The following is an 18,864-nucleotide window of genomic DNA, read 5'->3' on the forward strand; positions in this document are numbered from 1 at the left end:
CTGGCGCAGATCGTGAAGCTCGTGCAGGAGGCGCAGAACTCCAAAGCCCCCGGCCAGCGTCTCGCGGACCGGGCCGCATTCTGGCTCGTGCTGGCTGCCCTGATCGGCGGCAGCGTGACTTTCCTGGTCTGGTGGCTGACCGGTGCACCGGTGCCCACCGCGATCCTGTTCGCCATCACCGTCGTGGTCATCACCTGCCCCGACGCGCTCGGACTCGCCACCCCGACCGCGATCATGGTCGGCACCGGCCTCGGCGCGAAACGCGGCGTGCTGTTCAAGAACGCGGCCGGGATCGAAACCGCCGCCCACATCGACACGGTCGTGCTGGACAAGACCGGCACCCTCACCAAAGGCGAACCCGAGGTCACCGACTACCTGCCCGTCGGTATGGACGACCTCGAACTGCTGTCGCTGGCGGCTGCGCTCGAGCGGGAATCGGAGCATCCGCTGGCGAAGGCGATCGTCGCCTACGCCGACGGCCGGAACATCCCGCGCCGGACCGCGTCCGCGTTCCGCAACGTCGCCGGGCAGGGCGCCATCGCCACGGTCGACGGACGACAGGTCGTGCTCGGCAACACCCGGCTGATGGGTCAGCAGAGCATCGACATCACCCCGGTCGAGGCGGCCCAGAAGTCCCTTGCCGAGACCGGACGCACGGCAATCATGTTCGCCGTCGACGGGAAAGTCGCCGGCGTCATCGGTCTCGCCGACGCACCCCGCGACACCGCGAAAACCGCGATCGACGCCCTCCACGAGGCAGGCATCGAAGTCGTCATGCTCACCGGCGACAACAAGCCCACCGCGGAGCGCATCGCGTCGCTGCTGGGCATCGACACGGTCATCGCCGAAGTGCTGCCCGAGGACAAGTCCGCGAAGATCGCCGAGCTGCAGAGAGCCGGAAAGAAGGTCGCGATGGTCGGCGACGGTGTGAACGACGCCCCCGCCCTCGCCCAGGCCGACCTCGGCATCGCGATCGGCGCCGGAACCGACGTCGCCATCGAAACAGCCGACGTGGTGCTGATGCGCTCCGACCCGCTCGACGTGGCCATCGCGCTGCGGATCGGGAAGGGGACGCTGCGGAAGATGCGGCAGAACCTCGGCTGGGCCATCGGCTACAACGCCATCGCCCTGCCGATCGCCGCCGGCGTGTTCGTCCCCGCGTTCGGATTGATGCTCACCCCCGAGATCGCCGCCATCAGCATGTCCGGCTCCTCCGTCATCGTGGCCGTCAACGCGCTCCTGCTCAAACGGCTGCGCCTGCCGGTCCCGGCGGTACCCGCACCCGCAAACAGCCCCGCGCTGGCACCCGCACCAAGCGTCGTCCCGTAACCCTCCCGGAAGCCCCCTGTCCAGAGAAAGTGATGAACCGATCACTACAGCCCCTACTCCGATGGGCGCCGATCCGGTGCTCGATGAATCGGCCTGGCTTTCGTTCCGTCCTTTGTTTCAGGATGGGCGGCGATGCCGGAGAAGTTTGTACCCGAGATGGAGTCGCGTGCGCTGCGGATGCCCGCCGGGGCGATACCGGAGCATGAGCACAAGTCCGCCGCGGTCGGCCACGTCGCGGGGGTGCTGGGGATGAGTCCGGAGATGCTGCGCATGTGGGCGCGGCGAGTGGAGATCGACGCGGGCCGGGTCCCAGGGCCCACGAGCGACCTGGTTGAGGAGAACCGGCGGCTGCGCGGGGAGAACGCCGAGCTGCGCACGGCGAACGAGGTGCTCAAGGCGGCGAGCGTGTTTTTCGCGAAGGAGCTCGACCGGCCCTCGACGAGATGATCCGGTTCGCCGATATGCACCGGGATCGTTTCGGGGTCGAGTTCAGCTGCCGGGTGCTGCGCCCGGCGGTGCGAGGGTTCATCACCGCACGCGGGTATCGGGCCGCGAAGGCCGGTGTCCCGCCGGCGCGGCAGCTGCGTGACGGGTTGCTGGTGGCGGAGGGCCCGCCGGCATGCGGGAAACTATGGCGTCTACGGGCGCCGGAAGATGCCTGCGCTGCTGCGCCGACAGGGGTGGGGCATCGGCCGGGACCAGACCGCGCGGCTGATGCGGCCCGCCGGAGTTCACGGCGTCAGGAAGTCGGAGCGGGTGCTCCCGACCCGCTCCGACACGACGCAGGCGCTGCGGCCGATCCCGTCAACCGGCGGCTCACCGCCGACGCGCCTCGCCGGCTCTGGGCCTGTGACGTGACCTACGTGGCGGCATGGCCCGGGTTCGCCTCTGTCGCGTTCGTCACTGACGTCTACTCCCGCCGCATCGTCGGGTGGAACGCCGCCGCGACGCTGCGGTCAGAGGTCCTGCCGCTGCAGGCGCTGGACATGGCCGCCTGGAACGCGGGTGGCCGACTCGACGGGCTGACCCACCACGCCGATCACGGGTCGAGCCACACCGCGATGGTCTACGCCGATCGGATCCTCGAACTCGGCGCCGTACCTTCCACCGGGACCGTGGGCGACTCGTTCGACAATGCGATGGCCGAGGCCGTCAACAACCTCTACAAGACCGAGCTGATCCGCCAGCGCGGGCCGTGGCGCACTCGAGCAGGTCGAGCTCGCAACGCTCGGGTGGGTTGTGGTGGTGGGACAACGCCCGCCGCCACGGCGAACCCGACATGCGCACCCCTCTGGAAGTCGAGCACTCGTACTACGCTGACCACGAATCAGGCCACCCGGCGACCGCCGGACAGGAAACCAGATAGGAACAAAAGCCAGGCCGATTCATGACCGAGGGGACCAACGACCCTGTCGAGTGGCACGTCGTCGCGAATACGGTCAGCGCCATGGAGGTCCGATCATGATGTATGGATATGGATACGACGGTGCCGCTTGGGGTGTTGGCGGGTGGATCATCATGGTGATCGTGATGCTGCTCTTCTGGGGGGCCGTGGTGGCCGTGGTCATCGCGGCGTTCCGGCACAGGCCATCGTCGGAGATCTCTTCCCGGCCCGCAGCACCTTCTCATGAGAGTGCGGAACGGATCTTGAACGAGCGCTTCGCTCGCGGCGAGATCGACGAAACGGAATATCGCGCGCGCCGCACGACCTTGCGGAACTCCGAGTGACCTCGTTGTGGGACCGTTCCCGACTCACGACTGTCGTCGGCGGAATCGTGGCGACCCTGGTTCTCACCGGGCTCTCGATCGTCGCCATAGGCCAGCTCGACGGTGGGTGGCGCCCGATCGGAGACAACTCCTGTGTGGTTCCCGCGCAGTCCGCCCCCGTCGTAAACGTCACGGTAACCAACATGGGCGGTCCCATGGTGGGCGGAAGCACCGGGATGATGCGGGCCGGGGCGATGCGGCTCGTGGCCGACACTGCAACCGTTCAGCACGGGACGGTCACCTTCCTCGTCAGCAATCGTGGCAGCGTGAGCCACGAGATGCTGATCCTTCCGCTGCAGGGTTCCCAGCTCGCGGGAGAGCGGGCGATCGGCGGCGACGGCAAGGTCGATGAGACGGGAAGCCTCGGCGAAGCGTCGAATTCCTGCGGGTCGGGTGTCGGGGATGGGATCCCGCCGGGTTCTTCAAGTTGGGTCACTGTCAACCTGACGCCGGGCCGCTACGAACTCGTCTGCAACCTCCCCGGCCACTATGCGGCCGGAATGTACACCCAGCTCACCGTCGAATAGGCCGACTGCAGGTCGAGACGGGAGCCCGCAGTTTTTGTAGAATCGCAGGGTCTCCTGGCCGTCATCGGGTACACCGGCCTGCCATCGGGCCCAGCGAGCATCGGTGCGCTGATCTTCGAATGCGTGCCGAAACGGGCGAGACCCCCGATTTCTCGCGGGGTCTCGTGGCGGTGGTGGCGACGCCGATAGCCGCATCGCCGATCCTCAGTTCGGACCTCGATGCTGAGGGTCTGCGGCGTCGCTGACACCGCCTCGGCGGGCTTCGGTCGCCGGGGAAAGCGCAGGCCTGAGGGCTGCGAACGATTTCCTTCTGATCGCCGACCACCAGACGCCGGCACCGTAGGCGAGGTCGTCGAGCCGCCGTGCGACGCCGAACCGGAGCGGATCGAGCGATCGGTCGCTCTTGGCGTACTCGACCACGGCGTCCGCGACCGCGGCGACGAGCACCGCGCGACGAATCCGCCGCGAGCGGATCGCAGCGATCGCGGTGACCGGCAACCAGTGGCGGAGGAGCAGCGCCGAGAACTGGCCGAGCGTGTTCGCGACACCGCGTGCGGCGAGTACCGCGCCCCAACGTCGCGGATGCTCGATCGGGAGCTTCCGCGCGATCCGATTCGCGGTGGACGCCGCAATGCCGAGCGCCGCGGGGATCGACCACCACCGCTGGGCGAGCAGCACCACGGCGAGCCCGATCCCCCATGGCGCGAGCACCGCGGGGGCGATGTGCTCGGAGTGCCGCTGGGCGAGCGGCGCCGCGCTCGTGCCGTAGAAGAACTTCCGGCGCAGCCACGGCCAGAACGCGATGCGGTGGTCGTGGTACGCGGTCGCCGCCGGCTCGTACCGTGCGCGCCACCCCGCGTCGACGAGCCGCCATACCAGATCGACGTCCTCGCCGACCCTCATCGTGTCGTCGAAGCCGGAGCCGATCGCCGCGACCCGGGCGACGACGCAGGCGCTCGACGCCCAGGAGACAGTCGAGCGCGGCCGGATCGAGGCCGGCTCCGTGCCGAGGTCGAGCGAGGAGCGACCGGCCTCGTAGCGCGCAATCCAGCCTTCCGAACCGCCTCGCCGGTATGCGGCGACGCGGGGGACCGCGAGGCCGACTCCCGGGTCTGCGAAGTGGCGAAGCAGGATCCGGATCGCGTCGGGATCGAGCACGATGTCCGAGTCGACGAAGGCGACGAACTGGGTGGCGACTCGCGCGAGGCCGGCGTTGCGGGCGCCGGCCGGTCCGACGTTCACCGGGAGCGGCAGCAGCTCGGCCCCGTGCCGCCGCGCGACCGCGGCGACGAGTTCTGGCCGTCGCGAGCCGTCGTCGACGACGATGACTCGGAGTCCGCCCGGAACGCTCGCCAGCAGCCGGTCGAGCTGCACCGGGCGGTCTCGGATCGGGATCACGACCGTGACGTCGACGTCGAGATCCGGTAACGCCTCGACCACCGGGTCCGCCATGCCCCGGTCGAGGAGCAACCGGGCGAGCCGCGCGCTCGGTTCACCGGTGATCCGGATGACCCGGTCGGTGAGCACCGCGCGGGCGAGCCCGGTGAGCGCGAGGACCGTGGTCGGCGAGCCGCCGACGAGCACCCGGCCTGCCTCGAGGAGCCGGGTCCTGCGGTTGATCCGGACCGTGAAGCCGATCGGGAGCGTCATGTCGGGTCCCGGAGCAGGCCGTGCTCGGCAGGCCGCCAGGCGCGGACACGCCGCACCACGCCGGCGACCATCTCCGCCAGCAGCGCCTCGCCCGTCGTGGCGGTCGCGCCGCGGGCGTCGCCGAGCACACCGGTCGGCGAGACACCGGCGATGCCGCGCTCGCGAAGCGCGGGCATGAGCTCGAGGACCGGCTCGGTCGCACCAACCGGCCGTTCCGGACCGACGTCGTCCGGGCGCAGCCGGAGCATGAGCGAGGTCTCGGCGTGGCCGGCGTGCGCGTCGAGCCCAGCGGCCGCGCAGGGCACCCAGCCGACGTCGTGCCCCTCGGTGCGAAGCTGCCGAACGGCATCGGCGAGGGCCGCGACGTTGCCACCGTGACCGTTCACGAATGCGATCCGCATCGCCCAGTCCGCCGAGCGGGCGAGCTCGACAAGAACCATCCGCAGCGCAGCCTCTCCGATCGAGAGCGTGCCGGGGAAGCCGGCATGCTCGCCGCTTGCCCCGTAGGCGAGGACCGGGGCAAGCACCGCGTCGAGCTCCGCCGCGGCGCTCTCGGCGACCGCCGCGGCCACCGCCGCGTCGGTGTCGAACGGCAGCTGCGGCCCGTGCTGCTCCGTCGAGCCGAGCGGCACGACGAGCAGCGCCTGCGCCGGGATGGCCGGCCAGGCGAGTTCAGTCAGTCGTCGCAGCACGCCCGGTGCGCGGTTTCGACGCCGGCTTCGTCTCGAGAGGGGCATCGCCGAGCTTCCGGGAGAAGCCTTCCGGAATGTAGAAGTCCTCCGGGCTGAGCTCCTCGATCGACGAGTGGCCGAGGCCGTTGAGCGCCGAATCAAGGCCCATCCGGAGCAGGTCGAGGACGTTCTCGACGCCGGTCTGGCCGTTCGCCGCGAGGCCCCAGAGATAGGCGCGGCCGATCATCACCGCGCGGGCGCCGAGCGCGAGCGCCTTCGCGACGTCGCCACCGCGGCGGACACCGCCGTCGAGCAGCACCTCGACCTCGTCGCCGACTGTGGCCGCAACCGCGGCCAGGCAGCGAATCGTGGCCGGGGTGGTGTCGAGGTTGTTGCCGCCGTGGTTCGAGACCGAGATCGCGTCGACACCCGCGTCCACCGCCCGCTTCGCGTCGTCGACCCGGGTGATGCCCTTGAGAATGAGCGGGCCGCCCCAGGCCTGCTTGATCCAGGCGATGTCCTCCCACTGCGGCGGCGGCGTCTGCTGCCACTCGTAGTAGGCGTTGAAGAAGGTGGGTGAGACGCCGGTCTTGGGGTCGCGGAGGTTCGGGGCGGTGAGGTCCGGAAGGCCGCCGCCGGTGACCCACTGCCAGGACCACGGGATATGGGTGATGCCTTCCCACTTCATGTCCCAGATCGCCTTGAAGTTCATCTTCTCCGGGATCACCGGGCTGCCCCAGTCGCGGCCGACGGAGAAGGACCAGTCGGTCGTCACGATGAGCGCCTTCGCGCCGGCGGCGCGGGCGCGCGCCATGCGCTGCTCGAGCTGCTCGCGGGTTCCCGTCCAGTACATCTGGAAGAACGTGTTCGGGTTGGCCGCGGCGACTTCCTCGATCGGCTTGGAGGCGAAGGAGGAGAGACCCATGATCGTGCCGCGGCTTGCTGCGGCGCGGGCGACACCGACCTCGCCCTCCGGACGAATCGCCTGGACACCGGTCGGCGAGATGATGACCGGCATGGAGATCGGGATGCCGAGGATCGTGGTGTCCAGTTTCCGCGTGGGCTGGTGCCCGGCCACATGCGGCGCGAACTGGATTTCCGCGAAGGCGTCCATATTGTCCTGCGGAGTCTTCCCTCGCTCGCTGCCGGCGACGAGCGCCGCGTAAACCGACGGCGGGAGGAACTTCTCGGCGCGCCGCTGCGCCTCGAGCACGGTTTCGAACCAGGGATTCTGCTTGGCCATGATGACTCCTTCAGACGACCCACTCGATACTAGTGGCACTGAGTGCCGTAAATCGAACGGCCTTCGAGACGTTCGTCAAGGTCGGAACATCTCGGTGAGCGCCGGGGCCACCTCGTTGAATCGTCGCACGACCTTCAGTCTTCCGCGCCCCCGCTGCGCGAGTTGACGACCGAGCTCGGCATCGCGCTCACCGCTCGCGTCGAGCAGGACGTCGAGCCGCGGGAGTCTCGCAGCGAAGACCCGCGGATCCGGCCCGGCGTTGTGCACGCAGTCGGAGAGCAGGATCACCCGCGAGTTCCGTGAGGGCAGGCCTTCGAGTTGCCGCCCGGCGAGCTCGAGCGGGAAGGCGACATTCGTGAGCCCACGCGCCGGAATCCGCAGCAGCGTGTCGAGCAGCTCCATCGGGCGGATCGGCTCGCCGAGACGGAGCAGCACCGCCGCATCCGACCAGAACGCGATGACCCCGAGTGCGTCACGCTCGAGTTCGCCGGCAAGCGCGCCGACCGCCGCCGCCGCGGTCCGCACCCGCTCCCCCTTCATCGAACCCGACACGTCGACGGCGAGCACGACGCGTCGCGGCTCGCGGATCGGCTCCCGGACGACAAGGTCCTCGTCCTCCGGGAACGGCTGTTCGACGAGCACGTCCACGGTCCGGTCGAGGTCGAGCTCGGTTGCGCCTTCCCGGTAGCGGACGCTCCGCGGCCGGTTGACGCCGCGCCGACGTTCGTAGCGCGCGCTGGGTCGTGGAATCGAGAGCCTGGCGGCGATCAGACGCGCCCGCGCAAGCACCTCCGGCTCGGCAACGGCATCTTCATCGGCGAGCACGAGCTCGGCTGTCTCGTCGGTCTCGCCGCGGCCGTTCGTCGGCGGCGGCTCGCCTTTTGCACTGCGGCCGCGGCCGGGCTCCGCCCGCAGCACCGTCCCACCGCCCCTCGCGCCGAAGACGAGCGGGGCCTCGTCGAGCTGTTTCGGCCTACGCTGCAGCGATTTCGGAATCGGCCGCTCAGCGCTCCGGGAGAGCGGCGACGAGGCCTCGATGGCTCTTCAACCGGGCTCGGCCGCCGCCGGGTCGAGCACGAAGTGCTGCTCCCAGATCTCGCGGAGCACGAGCTCAGGCGTCGTCTCGGCCGCCTCATCGACGCGGATGCGGCCGGAGAGCGCCACGTTCATCGCATCAAGGAAGGTCAGCGCGTACCGCTCGTCGGAGCGGTCGTCAATGCCACGGCCTGAGAGCAGCCGGTCGGCGATGAGCGCGAGATCGATCGCGCCGCGCACGCTGGAGCCCTGCTGAACGTCCGGATGCGCGCGGGTGAGCCGGGTCACCGCGACGGCGTCGAGCACGATCGGCTCGGCGATCGCGCCGCTCAGACGGGCTCGGAGCCGAACGATGCCCGCCTCCGCCTCGGCGTCCTGATAGTCGATGATGACGCGGTTGAGGCGATCGCTGATGCTCGTCGACAACCGGGTCGTTCCCACGTTGTCAAAGGGGTTCATCGAGGCGATCACCCGGAAACTCGGATCTGCGACGACCGTGCCGTACCTCGGCACCTCGAGCTGCCGGTCGGCCATCGCGGTGAGGAGCACATTGAGGGTGTCCTCGGGCGCGCGGTTGAACTCCTCGATGTAGAGGAAGCCACCGCGTTGCATCGCGGCGACGAGCGGGCCAGGGACGAAGTTCTCGGCGGTGTAGTCCTCGCGGAGCACTCTGGCCGGCGAGTGGTAGCCGACGAGTTTCGCCGGGGTGAGATCGCCGTTGCCCTCGACGAGCAGAAGCGGGATGCCCCATTCTGCGGTGATCGCCTTGAGCATCGTCGTCTTCGAGGTCCCAGGCGGGCCCTCCAGGACGAGATCGCGGCCGGCGTCGACGACCGCGAGAGCGAGGTCGAGTTCGCGCTCGCGGCCGACGAGCCGGGAGAGGATGCGCGCTCGGGCGCTTGTAGGGGCGATATCGGTCATGAGATCCTCTCCGGTCGTGTTACTTCAGGAACGCACCAGCAGCCGTCGACAAGGCGGCACCGGCGGCTACGGCTCGCCTCCGAGATCGGCGCGACGCCCGCTTCTGTCGCGTTCGGGTCGCGCCGGTGATGGGCGCGCGATCGTTCCGTCCCCACGCCCCGTTGCGCGCCCCTTCCGCTTTGTGCGCCAGACCACCACGGCCCCGTTGTCAACAGTCTGACGCTAATTTGGCACTCAGTGCTGTTATTAATGCTGACGGTACTCCTCCTCGGCGACAGGGAGGAGGGAAAGAATGGGGTGATGGATTCGGAACGGACCGGCGAACGCCGAGGCCGCACCGGCCGGGTTCCAGCGACGAACGTCGCCGAGCTCACCCATATCGGCCTGCGGCTCTTCGTCGAGCGCGGCTTCGACGCGGTGACAATCGACGAGATCGCCGCGGCGACAGGTATCGGCCGGCGCACCTTCTTCCGCTACTTCCACTCGAAGAATGACCTGCCGTGGGGCGAGTTCGACGACCTCGTCGCAGCGATGCGCGCGCACCTCGCCGCGGTGCCGGACGGGGTGCCGCTGTTCGCCGCTCTCCGCGACGCCGTCCTCACGTTCAACGACTACCCAGCGGAAGAGCTGCCGTACCACCGGGAGCGGATGGGGCTGCTGCTACGGGTCCCGAGCCTCGTCGCCCACGGCATGCTCCGCTATGCGAAATGGCGACAGGCGATCGCCGAGTTCGCCGCTGAGCGCCTCGGGCAGGATACCGGCGATCTCGCCCCGCAGATGATCGCTTGGGCGTTCCTGTCAGCCTCACTCGCCGCCTACGAGGACTGGCTGAACAACCCGGCCGCCGACCTCGTCGCCGTACTGGGCGAGGCGCTCGACGTACTCGGCAGGATCACCGAATACTGAGGTCTATAGCTGCCGGGCGAGCGCGACGGCCTCTGCTCGGGCCGCCTCGAATTCCGCGACAGCCCGCTGCCGGAACTCGGCGAGCGGCGGCACGGTGTCGGCGAGGGTGAGGCTCGTGGTGAGCACCGTCACGCGCATCTGGAGCGCCGTGCCGATGATGAGCTGAAGTGGCGGTACGGCGTGGTCCCAGCCATCGGTCGGCGAGCCCGGATCGTAGGAGAGCCCGCGGGGCGAGACGATGACCGCCGGGCGGCCGAGGAGCGGGTGCGCCTCGATGTCGAAGTCGGCAGTGACGCCGGGGACGTGGATGTGGTCGATCCACGCCTTGAGGCTCGACGGCAGCGAGTAGTTGTACATCGGCGCGCCCACGATGAGCACATCGGCGGCGAGCAGCTCGGCGATCAACTCCTGTTGCAGCGCCTCCGCCTCGGCGGGCACCGCCGCGTCGGCCGGGCGGAGTCGCGGCGGCCAGTGCAGTGCGGCGTCGGCAAGATGCGGGACCGGCTGCCGGTGGAGATCGCGCTCGACGACCGCGAACTCCGGCCCACGGTCGAGCCACGCCTCGGCGAAGGCTGCCGTGATCGCCCGCGAGCGCGACCGCTCACGATCGGCCGAGGAATCGATTCGCAGAAGCGTCCGCATCGGGCCGATCAGTCGCCGGGGACGAAGTCAGCGAGCGGGTGGTCCATCAGGTCGTTGATCGGGAGCCGAGCCGCATCACCGCCGACCGCGAGATTGGGCTTGATGTCGAGCGCGGCGACCGCGTCAGGACGGCGGCCGAGGTTGATCGCGACCTTGCCGGACTTCGAGTAGCGCGCGGTGCGGTGGGAGTGGTTCTGACTCGGCTTGTTGAGCACGAGTTCGTCGTCGCGCTTCGCGAGCAGCTCCTCGCCGTAACCCTGCACGCACTCCGGATCCGGACCGTCGAGCGGAAGGCCGGTGAAGAACTTCGCGGCCATGCAGCCGCCCTTGCAGGTGTCGAAGAACTGGCAGGAGGAGCAGGCGCCACCGGACTGCGGCTGGCGGAGCCGCTGGAACAGCTCCGACTGCTGCCAGACCGTCTGAAAACCGCCCTCGTTCCGGACATTCCCGGCGAGGAACTCCTCGTGGATCGCGAACGGGCAGGCGTAGACGTCGCCGATCGGGTCGATGAGGCAGACGACTCGGCCGGCCCCGCAGAGGTTGAGGCCGGGGAGCGCCGAGCCGAAGGCGGAGAGGTGGAAGAACGAGTCGCCCGTGAGCACGCCGTCGCCGTGGGCGACGAGCCAGTCGTAGAGCTCCTTCTGCTGCGCGGGCAGCGGGTGGAGCTCGTCCCAGACGTCGGCTCCGCGGCCGGACGGCCGGAGCCGGGTGAGCCGGAGTTGCGCACCGTAACGGTCGGCGATCGTCTTGAAGTCGTCGAGCTGCGGAATGTTCTGCCGGGTGCAGACCACGGAGAGCTTGAAGTTCTTGAAGCCGGCGGCCTGGAGATTCTCCATCGCGCGGATCGCAGTGTCATAGGATCCGGGACCACGCACGTAGTCGTTGACCTCGGCGGTCGCACCGTCCATCGAGATCTGGATGTCGAGGTAGTCGTTCGTCGCGAGCCGGGCGGCGACCTCGGGGGTGATCTTCACCCCGTTCGTCGAGAACTTGACTCCGACGTGATGCGCGGTGGCGTAGTCGACGATCTCCCAGAAGTCGGGGCGGACGGTCGGCTCGCCGCCGCCGATGTTCACGTAGAACACCTGCATGCGCTCGAGCTCATCGATGACGGCCCTGCACTCCTGAGTCGTCAACTCGCGCGGGTCACGGCGACCGGAACTCGAGAGGCAGTGGACGCAGGAGAGATTGCAGGCGTAGGTGAGTTCCCAGGTGAGGCAGATCGGCGCGTCGAGGCCGTATTCGAATAGGTCGACCAGGCGCCCGCTCTGCGGGCGCTGGGCTACGGGGGCTTCAAGAAGGGTCATGCGGCACGCTCCACAAGCATCTGGGATTTGGCGAGGGTTTCGAGCGCCGCCTCGAACATCGGCAGGTCAGCGTCGGCGACGCCGGCCGCGGCGCACGCGGCGCGAGCGCTCGGCTCGGAGCCGAGCAGGTTGACGACGTCGAGCAGCAGGCGGTTCTTGAGGAACGAAAGCTTCCGCGTCTCGAAGTGGTAGACGAGCGCTCCGAATGGCTCAGGCCGCACCGCGACCTGGGGGTGGAGCGACCAGGGTCGGTCGAGGTCCATCGAGTCAGGGCAGCGGGCGTCAGTAGACGCCGCACATGCCATCGATCGAAACTTCCTCGACGAGAAGGTCGGCATCGATGATCTGAACGTCGACGTCGGTGGGGGCGGTGGTTTCCATGGCATCCTCCTCGAAAGTGGGCTGAGCTTCACCTGCCAGACTAATGGCATCGAGTGCCAGACGAAAGGCGTAATGATGGCCGATTCGCTTCGGGCCGATGTCGTCATCGTCGGCGCAGGGAGCGCCGGCTGCGTCCTCGCGGCCCGGCTCAGCGAAGACCCGGCACGGTCGGTGGTGCTGCTCGAATCCGGCTCGGTGCCCCGCGACGCGGGAGCGTTCGCCCCGGGGGTCCTCGATGCGGGCACCGTGCGCGGATCGGTGCCGGGCCAGGCCATCAACTGGACCATCCCGGGCCGCATCGGGCCGAGTCGCGACTACACGACAGTCCGCGGGCGCATGCTCGGCGGCTCCTCGAGCATCAACGGAGGCTATTTCATCCGGCCCCGGCTGGCGGATTTCGCGGACTGGGCGGCAGTCGGCGGACCGGAATGGTCGTACGAGCGCGCCCTCCCGCGGATGGTCGCGCTCGAGCACGACCTCGACTACCCCGCGAGCGCGATCCACGGCGACCACGGTCCGATTCTCGTCTCCCGCGGCGGGTCCGATGAGCCGACCGCGGTCATCTTGGCTGCGGCCGCGGAAGCATCCGGCTACCCGCAGGAGCCGGACAAGAACGACCAGGGCGCCCCCGGATACGGCCCGGTGCCGACGAATACGGCCGGCGGAGTCCGACAGAATGCCGGACTCGCCTACGTGCTCCCGGTGATGTCACGGCCGAATCTGACCGTCCTCGGCGATCGCACCGTGTCGAGGGTGCTGCTGCGGGGCGGGCGGGCGATCGGAGTGGAGTACCGAACCGGTTCGGAGCTGCACCTGGCCTTCGCCGACCTGGTCGTGCTCAGCGCCGGAGCGATCGGCTCCGCGCAGCTGCTCATCGCCTCGGGGATCGGCCCGGAAGGCGAACTGCGTCGACTCGGCGTGCCCGTCGCCGTTCCCGCCCCGGGCGTCGGCGCCTCGTTCAGCGACCACCCGCAGCTGACCGTCGAATGGTGGCCGCGCCCGCCGATTCCGTCATCGGAGGCGAGCTGGCTTGCCGGCGCCCTGCACACCGAGGAGATCGAGGTCCTGGCATCCGCGAAGTCCATGACGCAGCTGACCGGCCAGGGCAGTGGCGGCCCGCTTCCGCTGCTGGTGTCCGTGATGACGCCGCGACCCACCGGTCGGCTCCGGCTGCGCTCGGCCGATCCGGCGACGCCACCGCTGCTCGACTACGGCTATCTCGACTCGGCGAAGGCGCGCCGCGAACTCCGCGACGCCCTGCGGCTCGTCCTCGAGCTGCTGGAGACCCCGAGCTGGCGCGCCGCCCGGGATCCGGGCGACCATCCCGGGCCGGCGGACCGCGATGAGGCTGGCCTCGACGTCTGGATCGCGGAGCACCTCGGGACTGCGATGCACACGACGGGGACCGTGCCGCTCGGCCCCGATGGACCCGTCGACTCGTCGGGCCGCGTGCTCGGCGTCGATGGGCTCATCGTCGCCGACGCGGGGATCCTGCCGACCGGCCCCCGTCGCGGACCGGCGCTCGCCGCCGTCCTCATCGGCGAAACGATCTCCGATGCGATCCGGCGCCGGGCGTGACGGCCGCCCCGCACACCGGAATCCGACAGCCCCGCGGCTGAACCCGCATCCCTGCGGGCTCAACCGTTCACGATGTCCCGAGATATCGCAGTGGCGGTGACGGTGGGGGAGCGTTGGCATGGAGCGAACTGGGATAGCGCACAAACGCTTGCGTGCACCTTCGCTAACCCGACGTGCGGCATCTCATCCCACAACAGTTAGGTTGCACACCGCTTACTAGCGAGCCTCACGGAGCGAGTTCCTGAGACTGGTGCAGAGGGGCGTATTCGAGTGTCCTGAATGCTCGACGTTATGGCTTCTTGAATCCGGGGCGGGAGCGACGTGCGTCGGGAACTTCGAGCTCTTGGAACAGGGTGATTTCCAGGTCCGCCGGGGCGTGCAGACGAGAGTTGAGTGACCGCCAGGGTGTCTCTCTGGGGGAGGCGATGAGTTGCGCGCCGGCGTGGACGAGTTCGTCGGTGGTCGTGGTGCCGTCTTCGACTTCGAAGGCGACGCGAATGTGTGCGCTGGGGCGCCCGTCTGCTTCGACGGCGTCGATCATCTTCACCTGGGCGGGGTTGGAGAGTTCGAGGGTAGCGGCACCGGCGTCAAGAATCGCGACGCGGGCATCGCCCTCGCCCTCAAAAGCAGCTCGCTCGGTGAGGCCGAGCACGTCACGATAGAACCTCAGGGCGGCGTCGAAGTCGTCGGCTTCGACAACGAGACGGAGTTGCTTCACGCGGGGGTCGGCAGTGGGTGGGTGATCTGTCATGTCGATTACGGTAGAACCTGACATCAATGTGAGGGGCAAGCGATGCGTGTTGGGGAGCTTTCGCGACGCACGGGCGCGAGCGAGCGTTCACTGCGCTACTACGAGGAGTGCGGTCTCATCGATGCGTCTCGCAGCGGGAGCGGTCAGCGACACTACGAGGCCTCCGTCGTTGGTCGTGTCGTCCTGATCCGGCAGTTGCTTGCTGCTGGGCTCGGGACCACGGCTATCGCAGACGTGCTGCCGTGCATGGCGGAGCCTGCCTCCCAGACCTCTCGGCTGACCGAACGGCTCATCGTTGAACGGGATCGGCTCACCGAAGAGATCGCTCAGCGAGTGGTCACCAGAGACGCGCTCGGGCAGCTCATCGACGCTGCGCCGGCGTTGGACGGCTGACGTGGGAAGCCTGCCTGCCGCCGCCGCGATGTCTGCTCAATAGAGGCCGCGGTCGCGGACGTAGCCGCTCCAGTCTCGGGCGGGTGGTTTCTCGACGTGGTTGCGACAGACATCAGGATCATCAACCCCGCCACGGGAGAACTACTGCGCGAGCTGACCCTCGACCCCACACGCGATTACCAACCCCAGAAACCACAAAACGCCCTCCCCAAGGAGAGCGAATTGTGAACGATGACCCGAGACATGAATGAACGATGACCCGAGCTATCGCAGTGGCGGTGACGGTGGGATTTGAACCCACGGATGGCGTGAACCATCACATGTTTTCGAGCCGATAAAAACGGTAGGATGGGAATGCGGAAAACCCCGGAAACACGGGGAAGTTGAGCGCGCACGGATGCGTGCGAGTGCGTAGTAATGGGTACAGTATGGGTACACCTGGCGAATTGGACGTGTGATGGCTCGAGGGCAAGGCGAGGGATCAATCTTCAAGCGCGCAGATGGCCTCTGGGTCGGACGCATAGAGCTCCCTGGACGCGACGGCGAGCGACGCCGGAAGCAGAAGGCGTCCCGTGACAAGGCGGTCATCGTCAAATGGCTGGCGGACCAGCGCCAGCAGCTCGGTCAGCGCGGCGATCTGCCCACTTCCTCGCCGCTCGCGAAGGACTGGCTCCCCTACTGGCTCGAGAAGATCGCCGCCCCGAGGGTGCGGCCGAACACGTGGCAGCACTACGAGCACTCGATACGCCTCTACGCCATCCCCTCCCTGGGGAGCACGCGCATGGACCGCATCACAACAGCCCACCTGCGGCGCATGGCCGAGAACATCACGACCAAGAACCTCTCCCCCACGACCGCGCTACACGCGCACCGCGCAATGGCGAAGGCATTAGAGGACGCTACGCGCGAAGGCGTCGTCGGCCGCAACGTCGCGAAGCTCATGGACGCCCCGAAGCGCGCGGCCACTGACGCGCTGGCATTGACCGTCGAGGAAGCGGTCGCGGTCATCGGGGAAGTCGTCCCCGCCCTTGAGGCGGAGGAGTACGACCCTCTGCCGGCGCTTTGGGCGACCTATCTTCTCACCGCCGCGAGGCGTGGCGAGATCCTCGGCCTCGAGCTGGACCGGGTATCCGATTTCCTCGATCTCTCCTGGCAGATGCAGCGCATCAAGCCGGGCGTCCCGGTTCCAGACGACTATGAGAGGCGTTCGGTGAAGGGCGGCCTGTGGCTCGTCCGGCCGAAGACTTCCTCGGGCTGGCGGGCGATTCCCCTTGTCGAGCCGCTCAAGACCCTCCTCAAGCAGCACATCGAACGGTCCGCACCGAACCCCTATGGGCTGCTATTTGTCGACGAGCGCGGAGAGCCCCTCGATCCGAACGTCACCACGAACCTGTGGCGGCAATGGCGTGATGCCCGCGAACTCACCAAAGCCAAACTGCACGGGCTGCGGCACACCACCATCGACCTCCTCTACGAAGCCGGCGTCCCAGAAGACATCATCGAGGAAATTGCCGGCCACTCCCAGCGGTCCGTCACGCGCGGCTACAAGACGCCCACGAAGATGGCACGTAGGACCGAGGCAATGAAGGCGCTCAGCGCGCTCTTGACCAAAAAGTAGACGACGCGCGCATTCCTCAATACTGTTCGAGCATGCAAGGCTCGGCGGCTGAGAGGAAGCTATGACAGGACCGAGACAGATTATCTATTACGAGCGGCCGAGGAACAGTCTCGCTACCGCTTCGATGGTCCTCGGAATCATCGCCGTCGTCGGCATCCCGTGGGTGTTCGTCATCATCGGCATCTTCATCGACACGCCCATTGCAGTCATCGGCCTGATCCTCGGAGCGAACGGCTACAAGCGCGCCAAGCAATTCGGGATCGGACATGGCAGCTCGGTCGCCGGCATCGTCATGAACAGCATCGCCCTCGCGCCGATCGCGGTCGCGATCATCCTCACCATCATCGGCAGCCAGAGCGGCCAGCAACCCAACAGCTAGGTATACGGATAACCCCCGAACTGGGGTTGCGGCTCGTTCCAAGCAGGGCCACAGTATCGAACATGTATTCGAGTCGCGGTGACCGTTCCCCCCAGAACGCGACGCGGCGCATAGATGACCCTATGAAGTCCACCGCAACGCAACTAGTGCTTAAGGCCATCAAGATCGGACGAGATGCTGACGAACTACTCGCCGAACTGTGCCTTGTGAAGAATGACACCGGGTTCAACGCCAAGGGCGGCGCAGATGTCGATGAAGGCTGAGATATTGATTTCGCGCTCACCCCGGAAATAGCGGCGAAGCGTTGAGGCGGTGAGGCCCGTCGCTTTGGCGACATCCTCTACCGCCCAATGTTTGCGTCCCCGCGCCGCGTCGAGTTCTGCGGCGATGGCGAGCGTGTATTTGCGTCCGTATTCGCGCATGGAGATAACGCTAATCGGTTGGCGCGAAATGCGCCATATGGCGCATGTCCCCCAAAGTGGGGCGGGTTGGCTTGCCTAATCATGTAGCGCGAAATGCGCCAAGTGGTCTAGAGTCGGGTCATGCGAATCAAGCAAGCCCTCAAAGCCGAAGGCCGGTCGCAGCGTTGGGTCGCAGCACAGATCGGCATGTCTGAGGCGACATTCCGTCGCAAGCTCGCTGACGATTCCTTCACCGCGACGCAGTTCGTACAGATCGCCTCCGCCCTGAAGATCGACGTGGCATCGCTGCATGACTTCAATTCCGCAGACGCCAAGGCGGCGGCGTGATGTCGAAGCTCGCCTACACGCTCGATGAGGCTGCGATCGCCTCGGGCATTTCGAAGCGCACCATCCGGGAGCACATCGACGCCGGCCGTCTGGTCGCGTCATACCCCTCCTCGCGCCCGGTGATTCTCGCTTCTGAGCTTGAGCGATGGCTTGAGTCTCTGCCGCATGAACCCAAGAAGGTCGCGGCGTGATGGATGAATTCCAGAACCTCGTCGACGACGCCTGCGTGATCGAGAACCTCGCCAAAACCATCGGCTACGTCCCGTTTCCTCACCGAGGTGATACGGAGAGGATGCGTGAGGCGCGAGTCGAGGCGTTCCTGAACGCCCTTGACTCTGCGCGGCCTGCCCTGGCCTCACTGCTTTCTGGCGAGTTCCTCGACCGCGCGCGCCAGAATCTTGATGGCTTCGGCGAGCTCATCGATCGCATCCGCGTCTTTTCGGTCGACCCGATAGGCCTTGCTGTAGGCACGCTGGGCGGCATTGAGCGCGTTGATGTTACTCACGGGTCTTCCTCCTATCGAGGCGAAGCCGTTGCAGCGGCTTCTGCTACTGATCCGATAGTAGGGAGCGCGGGCGACATTGTTTCGACTTCTTCCGACGTGTCGCCCGCATCTACTTCGAATGTTTCTTTCGACGACGACGAGGAATCGGTCATCTATCACTGCGGGAACTGTGACACCAACGTCCTGAACCCGTGGATGCAGATCGAAGAAGAAAGTCCTTGGAGACGCGCCTACAGCTGGCAATGCCAGACGTGCGGTGAGCGGAACATGCATCGGATCGCGCGGTAACCCCTCGCGCTGCGGCCGGATCTAACCCCCAATAACGAAGATGCCCGGCGCGTGAACGCCGGGCCAGACAGGAAGGCAGACGAAGTGCCAAACAAGTCATTGTCGAGTGTACCGCTCGATGCTCTCACGACCGTCGAGCTGGTGGCGGGCCGGTTCAATGCTTACCGGCAGCAGCGGGTCGCTGAGGTGCGCACCGAGCAGGCGCGTGCCGAGTACGAGGCCAT

The 18,864-nt window shown here is 67.6% G+C and carries 24 protein-coding genes and 1 pseudogene; 14 read left to right on the forward strand and 11 right to left on the reverse strand.

What is annotated here, in order from left to right; translation table 11 throughout:
- The 6 genes and pseudogenes from M7D61_RS07235 to M7D61_RS07255 form a co-directional block, all read left to right on the forward strand.
- The coding region (locus M7D61_RS07235) for a heavy metal translocating P-type ATPase (RefSeq protein ID WP_298229005.1) at window positions 1–1,329 on the forward strand (1,329 nt) is incomplete at its 5' end.
- A gap of 132 nt (window positions 1,330–1,461) precedes the next feature.
- Window positions 1,462–1,776 (forward strand): hypothetical protein, encoded by a 315-nt coding sequence (locus M7D61_RS07240; RefSeq protein ID WP_298229007.1) that lies wholly within the window; start codon window positions 1,462–1,464, stop codon window positions 1,774–1,776.
- A 138-nt stretch (window positions 1,777–1,914) separates the two neighbouring features.
- Window positions 1,915–2,064: pseudogene (locus tag M7D61_RS09875) on the forward strand (IS3 family transposase); the annotation flags it as partial.
- Window positions 2,010–2,720 carry a DDE-type integrase/transposase/recombinase gene (locus M7D61_RS07245; protein ID WP_366083873.1) on the forward strand — a complete coding sequence of 237 codons (711 nt, stop codon included), beginning with the start codon at window positions 2,010–2,012 and terminating at the stop codon, window positions 2,718–2,720. The pseudogene M7D61_RS09875 and the gene M7D61_RS07245, both read left to right, overlap by 55 nt.
- Window positions 2,721–2,847: 127 nt before the next feature.
- Window positions 2,848–3,057: an SHOCT domain-containing protein gene (locus tag M7D61_RS07250; protein WP_298229009.1), complete on the forward strand. Its 210-nt coding sequence runs from the start codon at window positions 2,848–2,850 to the stop codon at window positions 3,055–3,057.
- A gap of 47 nt (window positions 3,058–3,104) precedes the next feature.
- On the forward strand, window positions 3,105–3,623 hold the full coding sequence (locus tag M7D61_RS07255; protein WP_298229011.1) for a sulfocyanin-like copper-binding protein: 519 nt from the start codon (window positions 3,105–3,107) through the stop codon (window positions 3,621–3,623).
- Between the two features lie 204 nt (window positions 3,624–3,827).
- Here the strand turns inward: M7D61_RS07255 and mftF are convergent, their stop codons facing one another.
- From mftF to M7D61_RS07280, 5 genes are all read right to left on the reverse strand, one after another.
- Window positions 3,828–5,273, reverse strand: a complete 1,446-nt coding sequence (mftF, locus tag M7D61_RS07260) for a mycofactocin biosynthesis glycosyltransferase MftF (RefSeq protein WP_298229013.1) — start codon at window positions 5,271–5,273, stop codon at window positions 3,828–3,830.
- Window positions 5,270–5,965 (reverse strand): mycofactocin biosynthesis peptidyl-dipeptidase MftE, encoded by a 696-nt coding sequence (gene mftE, locus M7D61_RS07265; RefSeq protein WP_298229015.1) that lies wholly within the window; start codon window positions 5,963–5,965, stop codon window positions 5,270–5,272. Before mftE ends, mftF begins: the two co-directional genes overlap by 4 nt.
- A complete protein-coding gene (mftD, locus tag M7D61_RS07270; protein WP_298229017.1) occupies window positions 5,946–7,187 on the reverse strand; it encodes a pre-mycofactocin synthase MftD in 1,242 nt (413 codons plus the stop codon). Before mftD ends, mftE begins: the two co-directional genes overlap by 20 nt.
- Window positions 7,188–7,262: 75 nt before the next feature.
- Entirely contained in the window at window positions 7,263–8,105 is an 843-nt protein-coding gene (locus tag M7D61_RS07275) for a VWA domain-containing protein (RefSeq protein ID WP_298229019.1), read from the reverse strand.
- A gap of 126 nt (window positions 8,106–8,231) precedes the next feature.
- Window positions 8,232–9,143, reverse strand: a complete 912-nt coding sequence (locus M7D61_RS07280; protein WP_298229021.1) for a MoxR family ATPase — start codon at window positions 9,141–9,143, stop codon at window positions 8,232–8,234.
- Window positions 9,144–9,443: 300 nt separating this feature from the next.
- Between M7D61_RS07280 and mftR the strand changes: the two genes are divergently transcribed.
- Window positions 9,444–10,049 carry a mycofactocin system transcriptional regulator gene (gene mftR / locus M7D61_RS07285; protein ID WP_298229023.1) on the forward strand — a complete coding sequence of 202 codons (606 nt, stop codon included), beginning with the start codon at window positions 9,444–9,446 and terminating at the stop codon, window positions 10,047–10,049.
- Between the two features lie 3 nt (window positions 10,050–10,052).
- Here mftR and M7D61_RS07290 read toward each other — a convergent pair whose 3' ends face one another.
- Genes M7D61_RS07290 through mftA form a run of 4 tightly spaced genes read right to left on the reverse strand, consistent with a single transcriptional unit; the run spans window position 10,053 to window position 12,379 of the window.
- Window positions 10,053–10,691, reverse strand: a complete 639-nt coding sequence (locus tag M7D61_RS07290; protein ID WP_298229025.1) for an NAD(P)H-dependent oxidoreductase — start codon at window positions 10,689–10,691, stop codon at window positions 10,053–10,055.
- An 8-nt stretch (window positions 10,692–10,699) separates the two neighbouring features.
- Window positions 10,700–11,998 (reverse strand): mycofactocin radical SAM maturase, encoded by a 1,299-nt coding sequence (gene mftC, locus M7D61_RS07295; protein WP_298229027.1) that lies wholly within the window; start codon window positions 11,996–11,998, stop codon window positions 10,700–10,702.
- Entirely contained in the window at window positions 11,995–12,261 is a 267-nt protein-coding gene (gene mftB / locus M7D61_RS07300) for a mycofactocin biosynthesis chaperone MftB (RefSeq protein WP_298229029.1), read from the reverse strand. Before mftB ends, mftC begins: the two co-directional genes overlap by 4 nt.
- A gap of 19 nt (window positions 12,262–12,280) precedes the next feature.
- Window positions 12,281–12,379, reverse strand: coding sequence for a mycofactocin precursor MftA (gene mftA / locus M7D61_RS07305; protein WP_298229031.1), 99 nt, complete (start codon window positions 12,377–12,379; stop codon window positions 12,281–12,283).
- Between the two features lie 75 nt (window positions 12,380–12,454).
- Between mftA and mftG the strand changes: the two genes are divergently transcribed.
- A complete protein-coding gene (gene mftG, locus M7D61_RS07310) occupies window positions 12,455–13,957 on the forward strand; it encodes a mycofactocin system GMC family oxidoreductase MftG (protein WP_298229033.1) in 1,503 nt (500 codons plus the stop codon).
- 289 nt (window positions 13,958–14,246) lie between these two features.
- Here mftG and M7D61_RS07315 read toward each other — a convergent pair whose 3' ends face one another.
- Window positions 14,247–14,708: a VOC family protein gene (locus M7D61_RS07315; RefSeq protein ID WP_298229035.1), complete on the reverse strand. Its 462-nt coding sequence runs from the start codon at window positions 14,706–14,708 to the stop codon at window positions 14,247–14,249.
- 42 nt (window positions 14,709–14,750) lie between these two features.
- Here M7D61_RS07315 and M7D61_RS07320 point away from each other — a divergent pair, with 42 nt between their 5' ends.
- From M7D61_RS07320 to M7D61_RS07330, 3 genes are all read left to right on the forward strand, one after another.
- The gene (locus M7D61_RS07320; protein ID WP_298229037.1) at window positions 14,751–15,101 is read left to right on the forward strand and encodes a MerR family transcriptional regulator; all 351 of its coding nucleotides are present in this window, start codon (window positions 14,751–14,753) and stop codon (window positions 15,099–15,101) included.
- 457 nt (window positions 15,102–15,558) lie between these two features.
- The gene (locus M7D61_RS07325; RefSeq protein ID WP_298229039.1) at window positions 15,559–16,719 is read left to right on the forward strand and encodes a tyrosine-type recombinase/integrase; all 1,161 of its coding nucleotides are present in this window, start codon (window positions 15,559–15,561) and stop codon (window positions 16,717–16,719) included.
- A gap of 124 nt (window positions 16,720–16,843) precedes the next feature.
- Complete coding sequence (locus tag M7D61_RS07330) at window positions 16,844–17,098, forward strand: hypothetical protein (protein ID WP_298229041.1); 255 nt, start codon at window positions 16,844–16,846, stop codon at window positions 17,096–17,098.
- A gap of 185 nt (window positions 17,099–17,283) precedes the next feature.
- Here the strand turns inward: M7D61_RS07330 and M7D61_RS07335 are convergent, their stop codons facing one another.
- Window positions 17,284–17,520 carry a helix-turn-helix transcriptional regulator gene (locus tag M7D61_RS07335; RefSeq protein WP_298229043.1) on the reverse strand — a complete coding sequence of 79 codons (237 nt, stop codon included), beginning with the start codon at window positions 17,518–17,520 and terminating at the stop codon, window positions 17,284–17,286.
- 120 nt (window positions 17,521–17,640) lie between these two features.
- Between M7D61_RS07335 and M7D61_RS07340 the strand changes: the two genes are divergently transcribed.
- From M7D61_RS07340 to M7D61_RS07350, 3 genes are read left to right on the forward strand one after another with little or no spacing between them, the layout of a single operon-like run.
- Entirely contained in the window at window positions 17,641–17,847 is a 207-nt protein-coding gene (locus M7D61_RS07340) for a hypothetical protein (protein ID WP_298229045.1), read from the forward strand.
- The gene (locus M7D61_RS07345) at window positions 17,847–18,038 is read left to right on the forward strand and encodes a helix-turn-helix domain-containing protein (protein WP_298229047.1); all 192 of its coding nucleotides are present in this window, start codon (window positions 17,847–17,849) and stop codon (window positions 18,036–18,038) included. The genes M7D61_RS07340 and M7D61_RS07345 overlap by 1 nt, the downstream gene beginning before the upstream one ends.
- The gene (locus tag M7D61_RS07350; protein ID WP_298229049.1) at window positions 18,035–18,640 is read left to right on the forward strand and encodes a hypothetical protein; all 606 of its coding nucleotides are present in this window, start codon (window positions 18,035–18,037) and stop codon (window positions 18,638–18,640) included. The genes M7D61_RS07345 and M7D61_RS07350 overlap by 4 nt, the downstream gene beginning before the upstream one ends.
- Window positions 18,641–18,864 lie beyond the last annotated feature (224 nt).

Source organism: Gryllotalpicola sp. (genome assembly GCF_027352875.1).
Classification (GTDB): Bacteria; Actinomycetota; Actinomycetes; order Actinomycetales; family Microbacteriaceae; genus Gryllotalpicola.